Source organism: Burkholderia sp. Se-20373, from assembly GCF_017104705.1.
GTDB lineage: Bacteria > Pseudomonadota > Gammaproteobacteria > Burkholderiales > Burkholderiaceae > Burkholderia.
In genome coordinates, this window is record NZ_JAAGPH010000410.1 from 1 (window position 1) to 241 (window position 241).

Here is a 241-nt window from a genome sequence, read left to right on the forward strand (position 1 = left end):
TGGGTATCGCGTCAGCGCATCGCGTCGACGATATCGTCGGGCCTGCCGTGCCTACCGCGCGTAGCGCGCGAGCGTCAACCCCGACAGATCGATCTCCGGTTCTCGCCCCGTGACGAGATCCGCCACCACCTTCCCCGACCCCATCGACATCGCCCAGCCCGTCGAGCCGTGGCCGACGTTCAGCCAGAGTCCGTCGACCCCGCTCGCGCCCAGCAGCGGTGGCCCGTCGGGCGTCATCGGC

1 protein-coding gene is annotated in these 241 nt (G+C 70.5%); it reads right to left on the minus strand.

Annotation, left to right across the window (positions count from 1 at the left end; translation table 11 throughout):
• Positions 1-51 precede the first annotated feature (51 nt).
• On the minus strand, positions 52-241 hold a 190-nt coding region (locus tag G3N96_RS39010), incomplete at its 5' end, for an FAD-dependent oxidoreductase (protein ID WP_206140515.1).